Source organism: Thermosynechococcus sp. PP555 (assembly GCF_031583225.1).
GTDB lineage: Bacteria > Cyanobacteriota > Cyanobacteriia > Thermosynechococcales > Thermosynechococcaceae > Thermosynechococcus.
This window is the reverse complement of sequence record NZ_CP134168.1, coordinates 1380061-1396404: the sequence shown is the minus strand read 5'-3', so window position 1 is coordinate 1396404 and position 16344 is coordinate 1380061. Positions and strand designations below refer to the sequence as shown.

Annotated in this window: 16 protein-coding genes and 1 tRNA gene; 6 read left to right on the top strand and 11 right to left on the bottom strand. The window is 54.1% G+C overall.

From position 1 onward, the window contains the following. Window positions 1-115: 115 nt before the first annotated feature. Entirely contained in the window at window positions 116-814 is a 699-nt protein-coding gene (locus RHH27_RS06730; RefSeq protein WP_302677862.1) for a DUF1997 domain-containing protein, read from the top strand. Here the strand turns inward: RHH27_RS06730 and RHH27_RS06725 are convergent. Then, complete coding sequence (locus tag RHH27_RS06725) at window positions 759-1385, bottom strand: bifunctional 4-hydroxy-2-oxoglutarate aldolase/2-dehydro-3-deoxy-phosphogluconate aldolase (protein WP_302677861.1); 627 nt, start codon at window positions 1383-1385, stop codon at window positions 759-761. The genes RHH27_RS06730 and RHH27_RS06725 overlap by 56 nt on opposite strands. 103 nt (window positions 1386-1488) lie before the next feature. Between RHH27_RS06725 and smpB the strand changes: the two genes are divergently transcribed. Then, window positions 1489-1947 (top strand): SsrA-binding protein SmpB, encoded by a 459-nt coding sequence (smpB, locus tag RHH27_RS06720; protein WP_302677860.1) that lies wholly within the window; start codon window positions 1489-1491, stop codon window positions 1945-1947. A gap of 2 nt (window positions 1948-1949) precedes the next feature. Here the strand turns inward: smpB and RHH27_RS06715 are convergent, their stop codons facing one another. Beyond that, window positions 1950-2576, bottom strand: coding sequence for a DUF3747 domain-containing protein (locus RHH27_RS06715; RefSeq protein ID WP_302677859.1), 627 nt, complete (start codon window positions 2574-2576; stop codon window positions 1950-1952). Between the two features lie 121 nt (window positions 2577-2697). Beyond that, a complete protein-coding gene (gene smc, locus RHH27_RS06710; RefSeq protein ID WP_302679154.1) occupies window positions 2698-6204 on the bottom strand; it encodes a chromosome segregation protein SMC in 3507 nt (1168 codons plus the stop codon). Window positions 6205-6317: 113 nt separating this feature from the next. On the opposite strand from smc, the gene trxB reads away from it, so the two are divergent. Both trxB and RHH27_RS06700 read left to right on the top strand, forming a co-directional pair. Further along, window positions 6318-7679, top strand: coding sequence for a thioredoxin-disulfide reductase (trxB, locus tag RHH27_RS06705; RefSeq protein ID WP_302677858.1), 1362 nt, complete (start codon window positions 6318-6320; stop codon window positions 7677-7679). A gap of 19 nt (window positions 7680-7698) precedes the next feature. After that, the gene (locus RHH27_RS06700) at window positions 7699-8454 is read left to right on the top strand and encodes a sulfite exporter TauE/SafE family protein (protein WP_302677857.1); all 756 of its coding nucleotides are present in this window, start codon (window positions 7699-7701) and stop codon (window positions 8452-8454) included. Window positions 8455-8499: 45 nt separating this feature from the next. Here the strand turns inward: RHH27_RS06700 and RHH27_RS06695 are convergent. The 3 genes from RHH27_RS06695 to RHH27_RS06685 form a co-directional block, all read right to left on the bottom strand. After that, a tRNA-Thr gene (locus tag RHH27_RS06695) sits at window positions 8500-8571 on the bottom strand. A gap of 67 nt (window positions 8572-8638) precedes the next feature. Beyond that, window positions 8639-9421, bottom strand: a complete 783-nt coding sequence (locus RHH27_RS06690; protein WP_206199492.1) for an ABC transporter permease — start codon at window positions 9419-9421, stop codon at window positions 8639-8641. 94 nt (window positions 9422-9515) lie between these two features. Further along, a complete protein-coding gene (locus tag RHH27_RS06685) occupies window positions 9516-10115 on the bottom strand; it encodes a Uma2 family endonuclease (RefSeq protein ID WP_302677856.1) in 600 nt (199 codons plus the stop codon). Between the two features lie 138 nt (window positions 10116-10253). On the opposite strand from RHH27_RS06685, the gene RHH27_RS06680 reads away from it, so the two are divergent. After that, the gene (locus RHH27_RS06680; protein WP_302677855.1) at window positions 10254-12491 is read left to right on the top strand and encodes a cation-translocating P-type ATPase; all 2238 of its coding nucleotides are present in this window, start codon (window positions 10254-10256) and stop codon (window positions 12489-12491) included. Here RHH27_RS06680 and RHH27_RS06675 read toward each other — a convergent pair. From RHH27_RS06675 to RHH27_RS06655, 5 genes are all read right to left on the bottom strand, one after another. Continuing rightward, window positions 12468-12986, bottom strand: coding sequence for a (2Fe-2S) ferredoxin domain-containing protein (locus RHH27_RS06675; RefSeq protein WP_206199490.1), 519 nt, complete (start codon window positions 12984-12986; stop codon window positions 12468-12470). The genes RHH27_RS06680 and RHH27_RS06675 overlap by 24 nt on opposite strands. Window positions 12987-13096: 110 nt before the next feature. Beyond that, on the bottom strand, window positions 13097-13882 hold the full coding sequence (locus RHH27_RS06670; RefSeq protein WP_302676411.1) for a hypothetical protein: 786 nt from the start codon (window positions 13880-13882) through the stop codon (window positions 13097-13099). 71 nt (window positions 13883-13953) lie between these two features. Continuing rightward, the gene (gene crtG, locus RHH27_RS06665) at window positions 13954-14736 is read right to left on the bottom strand and encodes a 2,2'-beta-hydroxylase CrtG (protein ID WP_206199488.1); all 783 of its coding nucleotides are present in this window, start codon (window positions 14734-14736) and stop codon (window positions 13954-13956) included. A 24-nt stretch (window positions 14737-14760) separates the two neighbouring features. Then, on the bottom strand, window positions 14761-14934 hold the full coding sequence (locus RHH27_RS06660) for a hypothetical protein (protein ID WP_149818048.1): 174 nt from the start codon (window positions 14932-14934) through the stop codon (window positions 14761-14763). A gap of 3 nt (window positions 14935-14937) precedes the next feature. Next, window positions 14938-15120: a 50S ribosomal protein L32 gene (locus RHH27_RS06655; RefSeq protein WP_024124949.1), complete on the bottom strand. Its 183-nt coding sequence runs from the start codon at window positions 15118-15120 to the stop codon at window positions 14938-14940. 210 nt (window positions 15121-15330) lie between these two features. On the opposite strand from RHH27_RS06655, the gene RHH27_RS06650 reads away from it, so the two are divergent. Then, window positions 15331-16335: a phosphoribulokinase gene (locus tag RHH27_RS06650; RefSeq protein WP_149818046.1), complete on the top strand. Its 1005-nt coding sequence runs from the start codon at window positions 15331-15333 to the stop codon at window positions 16333-16335. The last annotated feature ends 9 nt before the right edge of the window (window positions 16336-16344 follow it).

Sequence of the window (16344 nt, the reverse complement as noted above, 5' to 3'; positions counted from 1 at the left end):
CCAACCATTGGACAGGGACAATATTTCCAAGGTTCCCCGCAGTAGCGATCGATCGCCCCCAGCCGTATGTCAGGATCAAAATCACCAAATGCTGCTCTAATGCTGATCTAATACTATGACCGATGCCCAAGAGGAGACAAAGCTACCCCCCTTTATTTTTCACAACCAATTCCAAGGCTGGATGGAAGTCTATGCGCCCGTTCAACGCTACGAGACCTATTTGAACAATCACCAAGAATGGTTTCACCGCTGCGCCCATCCCATGAAAACAGAACCTGTGGGCAAGCATGGCTACATTCTCACCATTGGCCGCTATGGTTCCCATGGCTATGAAGTGGAACCCAAAATTGGACTGCACCTACTGCCCCAAGAGCAGGGGGTCTATCGCATTGAAACAATTCCTGTGCCCGAACAGCCGTTTTTGAACTATGAGGTGAATTTTCAAGCGGCCATGGCCTTGGTACCGATGCGAGCCACCCCTGAGACGGATAGCGACCTGTTGGCGCTGAATGTCATTGATTACACGCGGGTCAATTGGGAACTGGATTTGCGGGTGGAAATGTACTTTCCGCGGTTTATCTACCGTTTGCCCCATGGCCTGATTCAAGGGACAGGCAATCGCGTCTTGGCTCAAATTGTCCGCCAAGTGTCCTACCGCCTCACGGCAAAGGTGCAGGATGATTTCCACAAAACCATTGGCCTCGATTTGGGCAAACGCTGGCGCCGCAAACGATTCCATGCTGAGCGGGTGCGCACCCTTACCCCTGCGTCAGTGCCTGATACGCCTGACGAGCCTGGTTCACCTGCTGCTTGAGCATTGTGACATCCGTACCCAGTTGACTGCCCATAGCGATGGCGATCGCCCCTGCTTTCCAGAGGGGTACCACATCCCCCCAACCAATACCGCCACAGGGAATGAGGGGAATCTCGCCAAACAAGGGTCGCAAGGCGCGTAAATAGCTCGCCCCCCCCACCGCCATCACTGGAAAAACCTTCACTGCCGTTGCCCCGGCTTGCCAAGCGTGGAGAATTTCCGTTGGCGTTAATGCCCCCAAAATCAGAGGACAATTGGCCGCCTTTGCGAGGGGCACCACCTCTAGGGCTGTATGGGGGGTCACTAAAAATTGTGCGCCAGCAGCGATCGCTCCTTTAACCATTTCTGGGTTTTGCAGGCTCGCAGCGCCAATGGTGCAGTGGGGAGCGTTTTGACGGAGTTGTTGCAAGACGCCAGCAGCATCGGGGGTTGTCCAAGTCACCTCTAGGCAGGTGAAGCCCGCTTGAATACAGACTTGAGCGTGGGCGATCGCTGCAGTAGGATGAGCAGCACGCACCACTGCAATCAAAGGCAGGCCTTGCAAAAACGCTAACTGCTGCGGCTTGGGCATAGCGTCATAACCATTGAGCAGGGGGGTGGGAGGGCAGTGATAAGATGAAAACTCCGCCTACCCCTAAACTACGGTATATTGGCAATACCCTTGTGAGTCTCAAATGGGTGATAGCGTTAAAGTCCTGAGTGAAAATCGCCAAGCGCGCTTCCAATACGAAATTCTGGAAACCTATGAATGTGGTCTCGTGTTACTTGGCACTGAGGTCAAATCCATTCGGGCTGGCAAGGTGAATTTACGGGATGGCTTTGCCCGCATCCGCAATGGTGAAGTTTGGTTGATGAATGTGCACATTTCGCCCCATGAGAGCACTAACCAATCCTACAACCATGACCCCCTGCGCGATCGCAAGCTCCTTCTCCACAAGCAGGAAATCCGTAAGCTAGTGGGCAAGGTGGAACAAAAAGGACTCACCCTTGTGCCCCTGAAGCTTTACCTGAAAAATGGTCGCGTTAAGGTCTCCATAGGGCTGGCGCGTGGTAAGAAGCTCCACGACAAACGCCAAGACCTCAAGCAGCGCCAAGATAAACGGGAGATGGAGCGGGCAATGAAGCAGCGGTAAACCTAGCTTTGGGGAGTGGGTATGGGATCAAGGTTGGTTTCCGTGCCGATGGGCGTTGCAGGGGCAGGGATACTCCCGGTTGCTGCTTCCCAAGAGTCATTGGTGAAATACACATGACCCAGCACTTGCCCCTCATAGGTGCGCCGCGTTAGCCGCCAAGTGGGTTCCAGATGAAACTTGAGAAATTGCCCTTCCTGCATACCGTGGGTGCGGCCAATGACCATACGTGGGCCACCGCGATTGCTGCTGCCAACAAGGAGTAACTCGCCATCCCCCTGTTCAATGCGCAGACCATACTGCAACCCTAAATCCTGTTGCGCCACCCGAATCGAGTAGCCATTGCTATCCGTAGCCCGCCCACAAATGCCCGTAAAGTCAAACGTCGTCAACAGTGGGTCAATCACCACGGGGTTGCTGCCCGACTCACTCCAGCAGGGACGAGTATCCTTAATTTGCTCCACCACTAAGAGGCGATAGCCACCGCGGGCAAGGGGCACAGCCATCACCACATAGCGGCTTTGATCCACTTCCGTTTGTGTAAACATGCTGGCTTGGGCAGGCCGAGGGGCAATTGTTCCCAAACAGGCCACCGTCAATAAGCTCAGGCCAAATTTTTGCCAGTATTTCATAGGGACACTCCTCAGCAGAACTCGGAGGTTTTGACAGTTAAATGGATTCTACTGTTCCTCTACGATCCACGCCGATCAACTATCGAAAATCTAGGAATTATTTTTCAGCCACCGTTAGGCATCAATGGTGAGCGGTCAAATCGAGGCCAATCACTTGGGTATGTTGACCCCGCGCTTGGGTGACGCCAATCGTGCGCTGAGCCGCTTCAATCATTGGTCGCCGCAGACTGACAACAATAAACTGCGCCTCTTGGCTCTGCTGCTGAATCATTTTGGCAAGGCGCTCAACATTGGCACCATCGAGAAACATATCCACCTCATCAAAGGCATAGAAGGGGGAAGGGCGATAGCGTTGTAGGGCAAAGATAAAACTGAGGGCCGTGAGGGATTTTTCACCCCCCGACATTGAGGCCAAGCGTTGTACGGGTTTCCCCTTGGGATGTGCCACCAGATTCAGACCCCCGGCAAAGGGATCCTCAGGACTTTCCAGTTGCAGATAGCCATCGCCATCGGAGAGGGTGGCAAAAATGGTTTGGAAGTTGGCATTGACGGCATCAAAAGCTTCACGGAAGGACTGCTGACGCAGGGTGGTGAAGTTCTCAATCCGCAGTAGGATCTCCGTGCGCTCCGCTTCTAGAACGGCGAGCTTCTCCTGTAGCTCATTAAGCCGCCCTTGTGTCTCCTCAAATTCCTGAATCGCCAACATATTGACGGGTTCCATGGCACGCAGCCGTTTTTCGAGGGCTTGGCACTGCTGTTGAATGTCGCTGAGGGAGAGATTGGCGGGCACTTCCGGCCATGGCTGGGGTAAAGGGGGTGCCTCGATGGTGCTGAATTCCTGAAGTTGGGCTTGCAGCGTGGTGAGGGTGTCGCTGGCTTTTTGGTATTGCCATTCCAGTTGTTGGTAGTCCTTTTGCTGCTGTCGTAGTTGGTAGTCTTGGCGATCGCGATCGCCCTTGAGGTGGCCAAGGCGGGCGTCCAATTCCCTCAAGGCAGTTTGCGTGCTTTGAGTTTGCGTCGCTAAGTCCCCAAGCATCTGATCGAGGGCTTGCTGCTGACAAAGCGTCTCCTGTTGGGCTTGGTGCAGTCGCTGAATTTCCTGTTCTGTTTGTTTTAGGTCTCGTGCTAGTTGCTCGAGTTGACGGTGGCGATCGCCCAAGGCTTGATCCACCGCTTGCAGGGCGGCCACATGGTCGGCGTGAATTTTTTCCTGTGCCTGAAGCTGTTCCTGAAGCTGCTGCCACTGCTGATGGCTGGGATTGGCTTCAAGGGCATTGAGGGCAAGGCGTTCGGCGGCGAGTTCTGCTTCGAGTTCAGGAAGACGAGCCTCTAGGTGCGCGAGTTCAGTCTCTGCGGCGGTTAACTCTTGGCTAAGGTGCTGCTGTTGGCGCGCTAAGTCTGCTTGCTGGCGGTTGAGGTGCTGCTGTTGCTGCTGAAGTTGCTCCCATTGCCGCTGGCGATCGCGATGGCTTTGGCGGGCGTCACTCAGGGCTTGGCTCAGCTCATTCACTCTCCCCTGTTTTTGCGTGCGCTCTTGAATGAGGCGATCTAAGAGGCGTTCCAGTTCCCCAAGGCGATCGCGCAGTTGTTGGACTTCTGCCGATTCTTGGGGGGTGGCTCCCTGACCAAAACGGAGGGTATTTGTGCGACTATAGCTACCCCCGGTCATTGCCCCTGAGGGTTCTAGCAAGTCTCCCTCTAGGGTGACCATCCGATATTGCCCTAGGTAGGGTCGCGCCGCCTCAAGGCTCTCAAAGACCAGCGTACTGCCAAACACGTAGGCAAAAATGGGGGCATATTGCGGCTCAAAGGTCACAAGATTCAAGGCATAGTCAATACAGCCTGCCAAGGAGATAAGGGGTAGGGTCTTGGGACGTGCCATCTTGTTCAGGGGCAAAAATGTCGCTCTACCAGCCCGTTCCCGCTTCAGGATGGCGATCGCTGCTGCCGCCACACTGTCATCCGCCACAACGATATTGCCTAGGCGTGCCCCGGCCGCAATTTCCAAGGCCAGTTGATAGCGGGGTTCCACTTGACCGAGCTGTGCCACCAGCCCAAACACGCCGGGGAGATCAGCACTTAAAATGAGCCGCGCCGCAAAACTCCCTTGGCTTTCCTGAACCGCCTGTTGCCGTGCTTCCAGTTGATCCAGTTCTCGCTGCTTTTGGCGCTGTTCTCGCTCAAGGCGTTGATAGGTTTCTTCTGTTAAGCTCAATTGTTGCTGAGCTGTGGCCAGTTGTTGGGCGAGGTTTTGTAGTTGCTGCTCCTCTTGTTGGACTGCTGCTGCAGCTTTTGTGAGCGCGTCTTGCAATTCCAATTGTTGAGCTTCTAAACTGGTGGCCGCTTGGTGCAATTCCCCCTGCCGTTGCCGCAATTGTTGCGATCGCTCCTGAAGGCGAGAGAGTTCACTGCGACTCGGTTCCAGTTCGTGGATCAGGGCATCAATCCGCTGCCGTCGCCGACTGTGCTCCTGAAACCAAGCTTGGGCTGCCGTATTCAACTCCTGAGCTTGCTGCCGTAGGGCGTCGAGGGTGGCTTGGCTGGTGGCAACCGCTGTCACTAAGGGGGGGCGATCGCCCTGTTGCTGTTCTAACTCTTGAGTAAGTTGCTGTTGCTGCAACCGTTGACTGTGGTACTGAGCTTGCCGTTGCTGGAGTTGTTCTGCCAACTGTGCCTGCTGCTGTTGGTAGGCTGTTTGCTGGCGTTGACACTGCCGCTGTTGGGCGTGGAGATCCGCCAACGCTGCTTGCAGGCGGAGGTACGTTTCTTCGCCGAGGGCTTTCACCTGTTGATTGAGTTGTTCTAGCGTAACCGTTGCCGCTGCCATCTCCCGTGCCTTTTGTTGCAGTTGCTCTTGGCGTTGGGCTTGTTCTTTTTGTAGCGTCTGAATCTGTGTTTGTAGTTGCACCTTTTGCGCTTCCTGGGCTTGCCATTGGCGCACCAACAGCCATTGCTCTCGCTCTTGCAGTTCTAGCCGTAGGGCTTGATATTTTTCCGCTTGCAGGCGATCCCGTTGCAGGCGATCGCGCTGTTGAATCAATTCCTGCTCAACAATGCGAAAGCGTTCTTCGCGCTCCTTGACTGTATCTAATTTTTCGCGAGCTTGGGCAATCTTGCGGTCAAAATCCGCCACCCCCGCCAATTCGTCAATAATTTCCCGCCGTGCCTTGGCATTCATAGAAATGATACTGGTGACGTCCCCCTGCAAGACCACGTTATACCCTTGGGGATAAATACAAAATGCCTGCAACTGGTCGTGCAGTTCATTCAGCGTGCAGGGTTGATCATTCACCGCGTAGGTCGAGGTATAGGTGCCCTGCTTGGTTACCCGCAGTCGCCGCGTCACGCGCCATTCCGTTTCAGCATCTAGTGCAAAGGTCACCGTGACTCGCGTTTCGACCACACTATGGCCACGCCGCGTTTGGCTATGGTTCACCAAATCTGGCAATCGTTCTGCCCGCATCCCCTTAGACCCCGCAAGGCCAAGGGCAAACAGCAACGCATCCAAGAGGTTCGACTTCCCTGAGCCATTGGGGCCTGAAATGACCGTAAACCCCGGCAGCAGCGGAATCACGGTTGTGCCGCCAAAGGACTTAAAATTCGTGAGTTCTAACTGCTTGATATACACAGCCAAGGAGCGTGCCTAACCGTTTCATTATGCCCAAAGATGCTTCCCTTGTTTGCCACGGAAAATCAAGCTAAAATCAAATAACTCATAGTCGTTTCGAGTTTGTTTTAGCCATGACACCGCCACGGATTGAAAACGTTGTCATTATTGGTTCTGGCCCTGCGGGCTACACAGCAGCCATCTATGCCGCTCGCGCCAACCTCAAGCCCTTTATGTTTGAAGGCTATCAAATTGGGGGGCTGCCGGGGGGACAACTCATGACCACCACCGAAGTGGAAAACTTTCCCGGCTTTCCGGAAGGCATTCAAGGGCCGCAACTGATGGCACGGATGAAGGCGCAAGCAGAGCGCTGGGGCACAGAAATGGTCACTGAAGATGTGATTCAGGTGGATTTTAGTCAACGCCCCTTTCTCATTAGCTCAGCAGAGCGGCAGGTCTATGCCCACAGCGTCATTATCTGTACGGGTGCCACGGCCAAACGACTCCATCTCCCCGGCGAAGAGCAGTATTGGACTAAGGGGGTCTCCGCCTGTGCCATTTGTGATGGGGCAACGCCGATTTTCAAGGATGTCGAGTTGGCGGTGATTGGCGGCGGTGATAGTGCAGCGGAGGAAGCAGTCTATCTCACTAAATATGGCTCCCACGTCCATCTTCTTGTGCGTAGTGACAAAATGCGCGCTAGTAAGGCGATGCAGGATCGCGTGTTTGCCAATCCTAAAATTACGGTTCACTGGCAAACTGAAGCACGGGAAATCCTTGGCGATGGCAATTTAATGACGGGTCTGCGGATTATCAATAAAGCCACAGGGGAAGAATCCGTCCTGCCGGTGCGCGGCCTATTCTACGCCATTGGTCATACCCCCAACACCCAACTCTTCAAAGATTTTCTGGAATTGGATAGTGTGGGCTATATCGTCACCCACCACGGGACACAAACGAATGTGGCAGGGGTCTTTGCCGCAGGGGATGTTCAAGACCATGAATACCGCCAAGCAGTAACAGCGGCAGGCAGTGGCTGTATGGCCGCCCTTGATGCGGAACGCTGGCTCTCGGCGCGGGGTTTGATTCAGGAGTTTCACCAAACGGAAACCGAAACCAAACCCGCAGAAACGACGAAACCTACGACCTCCCCAGAACAGGCGTTTGATCCCAAGGCCATTAAGCATCGGGGTAGCTATGCCTTGCGCAAGCTTTTCCACGAGAGCGATCGCCTGCTGCTGGTGAAATATGTCTCGCCCACCTGTGGCCCGTGCCACACCCTCAAGCCCATTTTGGATCGGCTGGTGGACGAATTCGATGGCAAAGTACAGCTCATTGAAATTGACATTACTGAAGATAGCGCGATCGCCGAGCAAGCAGGGGTTACCAGTACACCCACGATTCAACTCTTCAAGAACAAAGAACTCCTAGAAGTGATCGTGGGGATGAAACCCAAGAGTCAGTACCGCGAGACCATCCAACGCTACCTTGCTTAGGCTCCAGCTAGTCAGGGGCATGATCAGCGAGATCGGACTGCTGACCGTTGCAGGTCTGGCGGCGGGCTTTGTCAATGCCATTGCCGGTGGGGGAACACTGATTAGTTTTCCTGCCTTGGTGGCGATCGGCTTGCCGCCAGTGGTTGCCAATCTCACGAGCACGGTGGCTTTGGTACCCGGTTACTTGGGGGCGACAGTGGCGCAACGGCAGGATCTGAAGGGTCAGCAACGGCGCCTTGGTTGGCTCTTTCCCAGTGCGGTGGCCGGGGGCATCACAGGGGCAATGTTACTGTTGCACACCAACGAGGCACTCTTTAATGCCTTGATTCCCTATTTGCTGCTTTTGGCCGCCGTCCTCTTGGGGATTCAGGAGCAGGTGCGGGCTTGGTTACTGCGGCGAATCAGTGCGCCAGCCGTATCTGAAGTGGGAGCTATTCCCCTTGTGTTTTTAGCGGCGGTCTATGGCGGCTATTTTGGCGCGGGGGTGAGTGTGATTCTACTCGCCGTGCTGGGCATTGTTCTCGGGGAAAGCTTGACGCGCCTCAATGGCTTGAAGCACATTTTGGCCTTTGGAATCAATGTTGCCGCTGCCGCATTTTTTGTTGTATCGGGGGAGGTGGTGTGGCCCGTTGCCTTGGGGATGGCGATCGCTGCCATTGTTGGCGGACTTTTGGGGGGTAAATTTGCCCGTGCGGTTAACCCTCTGCTGTTACGCCGTACAGTGGTTCTTTTGGCTGTTGTGCTGGCACTCATTTACTGGCAGCGACAGCGATAAATGCCCCCACCGCAGATGGGAAATTCCCTGAGGTTGGTCAAACAAAGCCCGTGACGAGGATTGAACTCGTGACCTCACCCTTACCAAGGGTGTGCTCTACCACTGAGCTACACGGGCAAAAATTCCCAGAGCTTTATCATAGCCCATTGGGGGAGCAATTGCACAGCGGGGCGGTGGGTTTTTCTTAAAAATTGCGACGGGAGAAAATCCAAGTGGCGATCGCCAGCAGTGCTACCGTATAAATTACGCCATAGAAGGCATTGGCCACGAGTTCCGGTACAGAGGGCAGCATGCCATAGACCGCTGTATTCTTAAAATCCAAGCGGGATAAATCGGGAAAGATCAGATAGAGAAACTGCATCAGTTGCCGTACGGCATCACTCTCCATCTTTTGGCTGAGGATCACCAAGTTTTGACTAAAGTGCCCCATAAAGTACAGTGCCACCGTTAACAGCGTGGCAATCAGGGAACTGGTGAAACTGCCAAAGAGCAAAGCGGCTGCCGTCAAGAGGGCGAGTTGCAGCGCAATGTAGAAAGAGGTCACCATCAAAGGTCCTGCGGGATAGGCAAACTGATTCAAGCTCATCAGAATAAACAGAATCAGCGTCATCAGTGCTACCAGTACCAGCAGAACCGCCGATAGACCCAAATGTTTGCCAATAATAAATTCCGCGCGACTGATGGGTTTCGCCAACATCACTAAGATCGTGCGCTTTTCTATCTCTTTATTGAGCAGACCACCCCCGACAAAGGCAGCAATCAGCAAGCCAAAGAGGGAAATTCCTGCCATCCCCACATCAAGGCTAATTTTGTCTTGGGTGCCTGCTGACACCTGTCCCAAAATCACAACCGCCAAGGCGAGGCCAATGGCAAAAACAGCAGTGACGTAAAGAACCCGCTCCCGCAGGGTTTCATTGAAAACATTACGGCTAATTGTCCAGAGGCGACTCACCGTTAACGGCAACATGTCTGGTACCCCTTGAATTTACTCTCCTCTCAAAGAATACCCAATTTTGCTTTTTCGATAGCCTCGGCGTTCATAGGGAGAGCCGCTTGCTGTTTCACGGAGCAGTGGTATCTACGGCGGGGGCAGAGAGGTCAACGTCTTCATAAAACTGTTCAATAGGCACTTTGAGGTCAATGCTCCTCAACTCAACGCGATCGCCCGCGCGGTAGCAGCGCAGCAGCCAATCCCCCCCTTCATTTTTCTGGTAAATGTCGATCGCCATTTCCTCTGAGCTAGCGAGCACATAATCCACGAGGTTGGGGTTACGACGGTAGAGATCAAACTTTTTGCCGCGATCGTAGGCTTCGGTGGCGGGTGAGAGCACTTCCACAATCAGACAGGGATAAGTGATGAAAAAGGGACTCTGGCGATCGCGATCGTCACAGGTGACACTCAGATCGGGATAGGTAAAATTCGATGTCTCAAAAATATTCACGCGACAATCAGAAGTATAGGTTTTGCAGCCTTTACCCCGTAAGTGGGATTTAATAATTAACAAAAAGTTACCAGCAATATCGCTGTGGTTTCTTGTACCACCCGCCATCGCATACACGTAACCATCAATCAACTCATGTCTTTCTAACTGCTGCTCTTCCCACGCGAAGTATTCTTCTGGTGTGAAATAGCGATCGCCCGTCTCCTTGGCAGTCACCATTCTCTGTATTTCTCGTGAAAACCTCACTTCTTTAGGATAGCTCGCCCTTTCCCTGACATCCCAAAGCCAACGTGCCACAATAGGCGGTGGGGACGCAGTTAGGAGATTGAACGTAGTTCTTTTTGGAGAGGGTGCGACGTGTCCCTAAGTTCAAGTGTTGATTCTCACGCCCCTGAGGTAGCCATCCTGCGGGTGAGCGGCTTGCGTTGTGCTGGCTGCGTGCGATCGCTGGAAAATCAGTTAAAAGAGCAGCCGGGCGTAGATGCTGCGGCAGTCAATCTGGTCACGGGAACCGCCGTTGTCACCTATTCCCCCGCTGAGACGACCCCCAGCGCCATTGTCGAGAGCCTAAACCAAGGTCGCTTTCAAGCCACCCTCGCAGAAGCCAATGCCCTTTTGGAACTGCCCACGGCCTCTGAGGAAACCTCTTTGCCAAGGTTGGCGATCGCCCTTGTGCTCCTTGTTCTCTCCAGTGTCGGCCACGGGATTGATCTGCTGCCGGGGCACTGGCCCATGTTAGAGGCAATGATCTGGCATTGGGGGCTAGCAACCATTGCCCTTGTCCTACCGGGGTGGGAAATTCTGCGGGAAGGAATGATGGGCCTGTTCCAACGTCGCCCGAATATGAATACGCTGGTGGCTCTTGGCGCCTTGGGGGCTTACCTCACGAGTACGGTGGCGTGGCTCTGGCCGGCCTTGGGCTGGGCGTGTTTCTTTGATGAACCGGTGATGATCCTTGGCTTTATTTTGCTGGGGCGATCGCTGGAGCAACGGGTACGTCAACAGGCACAACGGGACTTGCGATCCCTCCTTGCGCTTCAGCCACAACAGGCGCTATGGCAACCCAGTTTGACCGCTAGCGATCGCTGGCCCATTCCCGTCAGTCGTATCCAAGTCGGGGACTGGCTGTGGGTAGATGCTGGAGAACCCTTTCCTGCCGATGGCACGATTGTGACCGGGGAAACCCTGGTGGATGAATCCATGCTCACAGGGGAATCTCTACCGGTGGCCAAGGGGGTGGGGGCATCCGTTCTGGCGGGCAGTCGCAATGTTGGTGCTGCCGTTACCCTACGGGTGGAACGCTGTGGTCGTGCCTCATTTTTGGGGCAGATTCTAGACCTCGTGGTGCAGGCACAAAATCGCAAAGCACCGGTGCAGCAAATGGCGGATGGGGTGGCCGGCTATTTTGGCTATGGGGTGCTAGCCTTGGCGGCAGCAACGGCTCTCTTTTGGAGCGCGATCGCCCCCCATTTCTTCCCAGAAATGACCAATAGCACACCCCTATTGCCCTTAAAGCTAGCCTTGAGTGTTTTGGTGATTGCCTGTCCCTGTGCCCTTGGCCTTGCCACCCCGATCGCGCTGCTTGTGGGCACCAGTCACGCCGCTGCCAAAGGCTTAATTATTCGAGGTGGTGATGTTCTTGAGCGCAGTCAGACGTTGGACACAATTGTGTTTGATAAGACGGGCACACTGACGACCGGTGAACTGGCAGTGGCCGAGATCAAGCTCTATGGCGATCACTCCTCTCAAGAGGTGCTGTATCTGCTAGCCAGTTTAGAGCGCGAGAGTCGCCATCCCCTTGCAGTGGCGATTCAGAAGGCGTGGGTTGCGACCGGCCAGACAACAGAGCTAGCAACGGTGACAGAGGTGGAAACTGCCCTCGGACTGGGGATCAGCGGTTGGATTGAGGGGCATTACTATCAGGCGGGTCGCCTCAGTTGGCTGCGTGATCAGGGGGTTGACTGCCCTTCCCTAGAAGTGGAAACCCATGTGGCCTTGGCCTGCGATCGCCAGTTGATTGCCGTTGTGACCTTTCGCGATCGCCTGCGCCCAGAGGCAGTGAGCACCGTTCAAGCCCTGCAAGCCCAAGGCTATGCGATCCATGTGCTGACGGGAGACACGGCCAAAGCCGCACAGCAACTCCTAGAACCACTAGGCTTACCCACAACCCATCTTCACACAGACCTCCAACCGCAACAAAAGCTGGCTCTTATTGAAGGTTGGCAAGCCCAAGGCAAAACCGTGGCCATGGTCGGGGATGGCATGAATGATGCGCCAGCTCTAACGGCAGCTCAGGTGGGGATTAGCCTTGGTACGGGTACAGAGGTGGCCATTGAAGCAGCGGATATTATCCTCACCCGCAATCATCTAGAGGATGTGCTCGCTGTGCTAAGCCTTAGCCGCGCCACCTTCCGCAAAATTCAGCAGAATCTTCTTTGGGCAGTGGCCTACAATATCGTCGGTTTACCCCTTGCAGCCGGTGTTGGATTACCCCTATGGGGCCTTAGTCTCACCCCCGGAATTGCTGCCGCTTGTATGGCTGTGAGTTCGATTGCCGTTGTCCTGAATTCCCTAAGCCTCAGTCGAGCAAACTAGCTCGCGAATCTGTTGGGCATTGGCGCGGGTCAGCCGTTTCTTGTGGGGCAGGACAACCACCGCGGGTCCCCGTTTGCATTCCCCCATACAGCCCGTCGCCTTCAGGGCAATGGGGAGCTGTTGTGCCTCTAGTTCTTGCCAGAGTTCCTTGGCACCCCGCCGACAGCAGGAGGATTTTTGACAAATGAGCACCTTACAGGGCTGAGAACGCTTTGCCGCTGCGGGTTGAGCCGTTGCTAAAAATTCTAAATGACTGGCCTTGTATTGCTTGACCCAGCCATCGTACTTATCGCTGATCATTCCCTCTAACCGCAGGCGATCGCCCACCTTGGGGGGTTGCGCTAACTCACGGCGCAGAGACTTTTCTAACTTAACCCAGACCGTTCCTGTGGCGGTTTTTAGAATCACGACTTTGGGTCGCCCCTTCTTATAAAAGACCGCTTCGACAGTGCCCTCAAGGGAAAATGTCGGCAAATCAATAACACCCAGACCCATGAACGTCAAACCTTGTTAGAAATTTTTCTCAACAAATTGAGTCTAGCATACAAGGGACGGTCTTGGGGGCATCCCAGATCGTTGTGAGATTCATCTGTGGAAAAATAATCTTAGCTGGAGAGAATCCGCTCCCACTCTGCCAGTAGGTTATCAATACTAGCGTCCGTCGGGTTACTCTCAAGGTGGGTGCCCACTTCCTCAACGCTATTGGGAAAGAGTTCTTCGAGAGTGGGTTGAACGGTGGGGGGTTCCTCTGAAGCGAGATCGGGCATTAAGTAAATTTGGCGAATATCCGGCGGCAGATACTCCGCGATGCGTACTAGCCCCTCTTCTAAATGCTGGTTGAGTTCCTCAAGGCTGTAGGTTTCCCCTTGAACTTCTAAATAGGCGCGCACGCGCTCAAGGTTCCAGTGAAAGGTTTGGGTGGTCACTAGCACGAGGCGGCTCAGGGGACTCAAGTAGGCAAGGCTGGCTTCTAAGTAGCACCAAAGGGGCGGTGGCGCATCCTGCAGGACATAGGTAATGTGCTCAATGCCGGGGAGTTCCTCTTGAATCAGGGTAGCGGTGCGGTTGACAATCCAATTGCGCAGGGAGCGAGCTTCCTCATCGCCAATTTTCACCCCTTCAGGAGTAAATTCCAAACGGTCAAGGCTAAAAAATAGCCCATGCCACACCTTAGCAAACAGATAGTCCACTTGTACGGGCGATCGCCCGTGGTGTTGCAGCACACTATAGACAAGGGCGGCATAGCGACAATACAGAGCAACAAAGTAGCAGCCGCGATCGCGCTCCTCCTGAAAGGCCTTGATCAGTGCTTCATCAGACCAAGTGAGTAGCGGCTGAATTAAAGGATGTTGCCGCTCCGCCATCATCGGAAAGGAAAGTGCCTTGACCATCTCACTGCCACTGAACTAGACGAACTGTCCTACGCCTTGGCCAATTGGCCTATGCAGAATTCATTCTTTCTTCAGCCTTGGGTGCGATCGCGAAACAGGGGAAGGTAATCGCGGCTCTCTGTCCCCAGCCAGCGATCCCAAAAGGTGAAATAGAGGCCATAGTTACAGCGAAACTGACTATGGTGCAAACTGTGGTGGGTGGCGCCAATCAACCACTGCCCCAACCAATGCTCGGCAAAGCCACAGGGATAAATCTCTAAATTCAGGTGGTTGATCACACTGGAGACCGTCATCAGGCTGAGCTGAATCACGATCGCGTAGGGGTGCAGCGGCACAAGCACAATAATCAGCGGCAGGAAAATGGCCTGTAGGAGCGCTTCCCACGGGTGAAAGGAAAAGGCCGTCCAGGGCGAGGCCACAATGCTATGGTGATGCACCCGATGGACACGGCGATAAATTTTCGGTTGGTGCATCCAGCGATGGAGCCAATAGTAATAGGTTTCGTGAAGCAGCAGCACAAGGCCAATACTCAAGGGAAAGTAAATATAGTCCCAGAGGGAATTTAACTCCAGATAAACGGCTGTCCAGCCCCGCTGCCACATCACTGCGGCGATCGCCCCCGCCAACGCAAAAATAGCCGCTGTCACCAACGACCAGCCAAACTCCTGCCAAAACTGTCCCCGCTGGTAGGGGCGCAAATTGACCCGCCGTTTCCTCAGGGGCGTCCAGCGAGCCACCACATATACAAGCGAAAAAAAGCCGGCCACCAGCACGAGGCGGCTGACCACCATCAAAAACATGACCCCAACCATAATGCCAAAGAGGCGGGGGTCACTGAGGTTGTAGGGAATCATGCAAAAAAGTGCTAAATGCGTCCCCTAGACCCAGCCCAACCAGTGGAGCAAGCCCTCTCCTGTCCAATATTCCCATAACAAAAGAGCCACAAGACCAACCATAGCAGCACGACCATTGATCCGCTCAGCAAAAGTATTGAAGCCGTACTTGGGGGTTTCCAGTTTTGGGGTGCGGCTTGGCTCCGTGGGAGTGGCCATGGATTACTCCTGTTCGTCTTCGTTTTCTTCTTCAGCTTCAGGGAAGTAGAAGCCTTGGGCGCGCTCGGTCAAAATAGACTTGCCAATGGAAAGGGCACGTTGCGCTTGAAGGGCAGCTTGGCGCTTCCAGACCGCACGACGCATACTGCGCTTGGACTTCGAGGTTTTCTTCTTGGGGCAGGCCATGATGATCCCTAGGACTAACTTTCGCAATCTACTAGTGTATCCCAAACGCTTCCCTAGGGCAACCACCGCTCCCCCCTATGGAGGGCAATGTTCCTCTTTTTGACCAAAAAACTATCACAGAGGGACACCACCCTTGTAATATCAGTAAGGGAATACTGAACCACCCCATCAGGGGATGTCCACTTCTACGAGCAAAGGGAATCGTCAGCTATGAGCAGTAAGCCAGACCGTGTGGTTCTCATCGGCGTTGCTGGAGACTCCGGCTGTGGTAAATCAACGTTTTTGCGCCGACTGGCCGATCTGTTTGGCGAAGAGTTTATGACTGTGATTTGCTTGGATGACTATCACAGTCTGGATCGCAAGCAGCGGAAAGAAACGGGGATTACGGCTCTTGATCCCCGCGCCAACAACTTTGATCTGATGTATGAGCAGATCAAGGCTCTCAAAAATGGCGAATCAATCATGAAACCCATCTACAACCACGAAACGGGGACGATTGACCCGCCAGAGAGGGTTGATCCCAACCACGTGATTGTGATTGAAGGGCTGCATCCCCTTTACGATGAACGGGTGCGATCGCTGATTGACTTTAGTGTCTATCTCGACATCAGCGACGATGTAAAAATTGCTTGGAAGATCAAGCGCGACATGGCCGAGCGGGGTCACAGCTACGAAGACGTGATTGCCTCTATCAATGCCCGTCGCCCCGACTTCATGGCCTATATCGATCCCCAAAAGCAGTACGCTGACGTGGTCTTGCAAATTCTGCCGACCCAGTTGGTCAAAGAGGAAAAAGTCGGCAATATCCTGCGGGTACGGATGCTGCAACGGGAAGGCATCCCCGGCTTTGAGCCAGTCTATCTTTTTGATGAAGGCTCCACGATTACTTGGATTCCCTGCGGTCGTAAGCTCACCTGCTCTTATCCGGGCATCCGCCTCAGCTATGGGCCTGATGAATACTATGGTCACCCCGTTTCGGTGTTAGAAGTGGACGGTCGCTTTGAAAAACTCGATGAATTGATCTACATCGAAAGCCACCTGAGCAACACCTCCACCAAGCACTATGGTGAAATGACGGAACTGCTGCTGAAGCACCGTGACTATCCGGGTTCCGATAATGGTTCGGGTCTGTTCCAAGTGCTGACGGGGCTGAAAATGCGGGCGACCTATGAGCGCTTGACCTCGCGGGATGTGGCCACTGTCACCAACCGCTAATTTGGCCTG